General features: G+C 61.0%; 1 protein-coding gene. It reads left to right on the forward strand.

The annotated features are described in order from the left end of the window. Positions 1-231, forward strand: a 231-nt coding sequence (locus tag ACPYOJ_RS37170) for a chromate transporter (RefSeq protein ID WP_481420656.1), incomplete at both ends; no start/stop codon positions are given.

Here is a 231-nt window from a genome sequence, read left to right on the forward strand (position 1 = left end):
GCCGTGGCCTGGCGGAGGAGCTGACGTACGTGACGGTCTGCTCATCGGCCTAACTCTGGTTGTCAGTCCGTTTTCATTGACCTCGATCGGCTGCGGCGGCGCCATCATCGCCGGCGTCCAGAACGAGACGGTCAATGGGCACGCCTGGATTAGCGCATCAGATTTCATTCATCTCTTCGCGGTCTCAAGAGCGGCCCCCGGTCCGGGGATGATGTTGGCAACAGTCATCGG

It is taken from the genome of Rhizobium sp. SVR5-9E (assembly GCF_056755095.1).